Annotated in this window: 2 protein-coding genes and 1 pseudogene; 2 read left to right on the forward strand and 1 reads right to left on the reverse strand. The window is 67.0% G+C overall.

From position 1 onward, the window contains the following. Window positions 1-258: hypothetical protein (locus GPT33_RS17555; RefSeq protein WP_296811627.1), on the reverse strand; the 258-nt coding region annotated here is incomplete at its 3' end. On the opposite strand from GPT33_RS17555, the gene GPT33_RS17560 reads away from it, so the two are divergent. Further along, window positions 257-2,089: a hypothetical protein gene (locus tag GPT33_RS17560; protein ID WP_296811629.1), complete on the forward strand. Its 1,833-nt coding sequence runs from the start codon at window positions 257-259 to the stop codon at window positions 2,087-2,089. The two genes, GPT33_RS17555 and GPT33_RS17560, sit on opposite strands and share 2 nt — an antisense overlap. Further along, window positions 2,082-3,595 (forward strand): annotated as a pseudogene (locus GPT33_RS17565) (ATP-dependent helicase); the annotation flags it as partial. The gene GPT33_RS17560 and the pseudogene GPT33_RS17565, both read left to right, overlap by 8 nt.

The raw sequence follows: 3,595 nt of genomic DNA on the forward strand, positions 1-3,595 counted from the left end.
ATGGACCGTTGCCCCAATTGTCGCGCCCGTCTCGACGGCGCCGAGCAGTGTCGCCGCTGCGGCCTGGAGCTCAACCTGCTGCACGCGGTTGATCGGGCCGGCGATGCCGCCGTCGCGCGCGCGATCCGTCGTCTTGCCGAGGACGATCGGATCGGCGCCATCCGCGATCTCAAGCAGGCCCGGGCCTTGTCCGGGGGCGTGTTCGTCTCCGCCCTGCTCGCCTTTGCACGTTCGAGACCCTCTGCCGAGTCCGCCCATGACATTACAACAGGCCCTCTGGCTCCTGACCGCCGAGCAACTGAAACAGCGTCGCAACCTGCTGTTGAGCGGGAACCGCTCGACCCGCAAAGCGGAGATGGTCGAGGCGATCTCGCATGAGCTCTTGTCGGCGGATCTAAGCCAGTACTGGGGGCGCCTCTCCGAGCTCGAGCAGAACGCCGTCGCCGAGAGCGTTCATCGCTGGGGCGGATTCTTCGACCGCGCCGGCTTCAAGGCACGCTACGGCTCGCTTCCGAATCTCGTCGAGCCGGTGGCCTATTCCTATTCGCGGCCAGAGCGCGACCGCCAAGAGCGGCGTCCGCTGCTGCCGCTCTTCTTCTACGACGGATCGATCCCCGAGGATCTCTGCAAACGTCTGGCGTCGATCGTTGCGGTGCCGACGCCGCTTGAGATCGTCAGCTTAGCCGACGAGGACCTGCCGACGAGCATGGCCTCGGCGATCGTCCTGGAGCCCGAAGAGGACGCCTCCGAGCCGCTGCGGCGTCTCGCCACCGAGACCCTGATCCATCATGACCTTCCGGGCGTGCTGCGCCTGATCGGTCAGGGCCGCATCACGGTCGGCGCCAAGACGGGTCTGCCGAGCAGCGCCTCGATGACTAAGCTGGAGAGCGTCCTGCTCGGCGGTGACTGGTACACCGCGGACGACGACCTGGACGAACCACGCTCGGCCGGCGGTCCGATCCGACCCATTCGCCCCTTTGCCTGGCCGCTTCTGCTGCAGGCCGGCGGACTGGCAAAGGCCGACGGCAGCAAGCTGGTCCTGACCGCCCGCGGCAACAAGGCGCTGTCTCAGCCGGTCGAGGAGGTGGTCTCGCACCTGTTCGCGCGCTGGCAACAGAAAGGCACGCCCGATGAGCTGCGTCGCGTCGACCTGATCAAGGGGCAGACGGCAAAAGGCGTGCGACTCAGCGCGGTCTCGGAGCGCCGAGCCGTCATCGCCGAGGCGCTTCGGGACTGCTGCCCCCCCGGCCGCTGGGTAGCCATCGACGAGCTCTTCCGACAGATGCAGTTCCGCGGCCGCCGCTTCACGGTGACCGAGAACGCCTGGGGGCTGTATTTCGTCGAACAAAACTACGGCAGCCTGGGATTCAACGGGGCCGACGGATTCGAGATCCTCCAGGGACGCTACATCCTCGCCTATCTGTTCGAGTATCTCGCGACACTCGGCATGCTCGATGTCGCCTATACCTCGCCCTACGAGGCGAGATTGGATTATACGGATGCATGGGGTGCCGATGAGTTTGCCTTCCTGAGCCGTTACGACGGACTCAGGTACATCCGGCTCAATGCGCTCGGCGCCTACTGTTTGGGGCTCGCCGAGACCTACGAGCCCGTGCTCCCGAAACGACCGCCGCTGTGCACGATCGGGGCCGATCTGCTCCTAACCCTCAAGCGTGAGCCCGAGCCGGCCGAGCGGCTGGTGCTGGAGCAGATCGCCAAGCCGCTCTCGGCCACACTTTGGCATCTGGATCCCGATGCCGTTCTGCGGCACAGCGCCGACACCGGCGAGCGAGGACGCATCCGCACGTTCATCGAGTCGTCGACGGACGAGACCCTGCCGTCCGAGGTCGTCCAACTGCTGCGCGACGTCGAGGAGCGCGCGACCGCACTCGCCGATGCAGGAGCGGCTCGGCTCGTCAAGTGTCGGGATCCAGCCATCGCCGTCATGTTGATCTCGGATCCCGTCACGGCGCCGCACTGCACCCGCGCGGGCGAGCGCCTGGTGTGTGTCCCCGAGCTCAAGCTCGCCGCCTTCCGAAAAGGGCTTGCCAAGCTGGGCTTCGTGCTCCCGGAGACCGGCAATGGCTGATGCGCTTGCCGCCTATCGCGCCCTGCCGACGGACGAGCAACGGATCCTGCGTGTGCTCTCGGTGATCTGCGAGCCGGTTGCCCGAGAACGGCTGCAGCAGATTCTGGACGCCTTGGATTGGCGCGATCGGGCGGGGGCGCCTTTGAGTCGGCATGTCGACGAGGCCCTGATCCGGCGCTTGGTCGGGTCCGGCCGGATCCAATCGGAGCGCAGCGCGCTCGCCTGTCACCGCGATCTGCTCGAGCCCCTGACGCGCGAGACGCTCGCCGACGGCACCTTCGAGTCGATCGTCGCGGCGGCCGAGCGGGTCATTCCGGTCGTCCCCGCGAACGCACCCACCTGGCTCGTGCCGAGTCCCGAGCGGCGTCTGCGGATGGTCCGCGTTGCCCTGTATGCAGGGCGTCAGGACGAGGCTCTGCGGATGTTCGCCTTGAGCGATCAGGTGTCGTTGAGCGGCTTGTCCGCGGCCCATGTCATGCCGCTGACGCAGGTCTTGACGTCCTCGACGGACCCCGCCTGGTTGGAAACGCTCGACCCGCGGCTCAAGATCGCCGGTCTCGTTCCCCCGTTGCGCTTGGCGGCCCGCGACATGATCGAGCGCGCCGGCACCTATGCCCTGATGGAAGAGCTCTTCGTCCCGCTCGTCGGAGCCCATCCCGAGGTCGCCGACGCCCTGATCGAGCAGAGACTGCAGCGCGGCCGGCTTGCCGAGGTTCCGTCCTTGCTGGACGGACGCGGCGATCCCGCGGCCTTGGTTCAGCGCGGTTGGCTGCAGTTCCTCTTCGGCCACTACGAGCAGTCACTCGACGTCTTCGATGCCGCACGGGAGACCATCCGCAAGACCACCCGCAAGCGCAAGGTCTATCTGCCCGGAATTCCGGGTGTTCTGGCCTTGCTGACGCGGCTGCGGCGTGGCGAGCGGGAAGACTTCGAATTTGTTCAGCAGCAGGTCGCAATCGCGCTGCGCGCGGATGTCACCGACCCCGTCGAACCCGTGTATCGCCTGCTCGGCGAGTTGACGGCCGTCCTGTCCGGACAGCGTCGGGTTGAGGAGTGCGCCTGGCTGGAACAACGCCTTGGGTTGCGCGGCGCCTTCGTGCTCCTGTTCCAATCCCTGATGCTGCATTGGCTCGGCGAGCGGCCGGCGCCCGAGGCACTCGAAGTCCTGGCCGGCTGGGCTGCGAAGGCGAATCAGGCCGGTTTCCTCTGGTATGCCCACGAGGCATCGGCACTCCTGGATGCCTTCGGTTTCGAAGGCGAGCGCCCGCAGCTCGGCAAGCCGCCCGCGGGTCTGGTGTCGATGACCGATCTGCTCGCACGCAAGGCGGCCTGGGAGATAGCACTCGATGCGCTCAAGGGACTCGGCGTCCAGGCCGCACCCGGTGTCGATGCCCATGAGGGCACCGACCGGCGCATGGCCTGGCAGATCCGTTTCATCAAAACGACAGGCATGCTCGAGCCGCGCGAACAGAAGCACACGAAGCGCGGCGGTTGGACCAGCGGCCG

The organism is Thiocapsa sp. (assembly GCF_011390875.1).
In the GTDB taxonomy this organism is placed as follows: Bacteria; Pseudomonadota; Gammaproteobacteria; order Chromatiales; family Chromatiaceae; genus Thiocapsa.

Excerpts from the sequence above, each read along its gene's own strand:
- GPT33_RS17560 (WP_296811629.1), top strand. The coding sequence starts at position 257 with ATGACATTACAACAGGCCCTCTGGCTCCTGACCGCCGAGCAACTGAAA.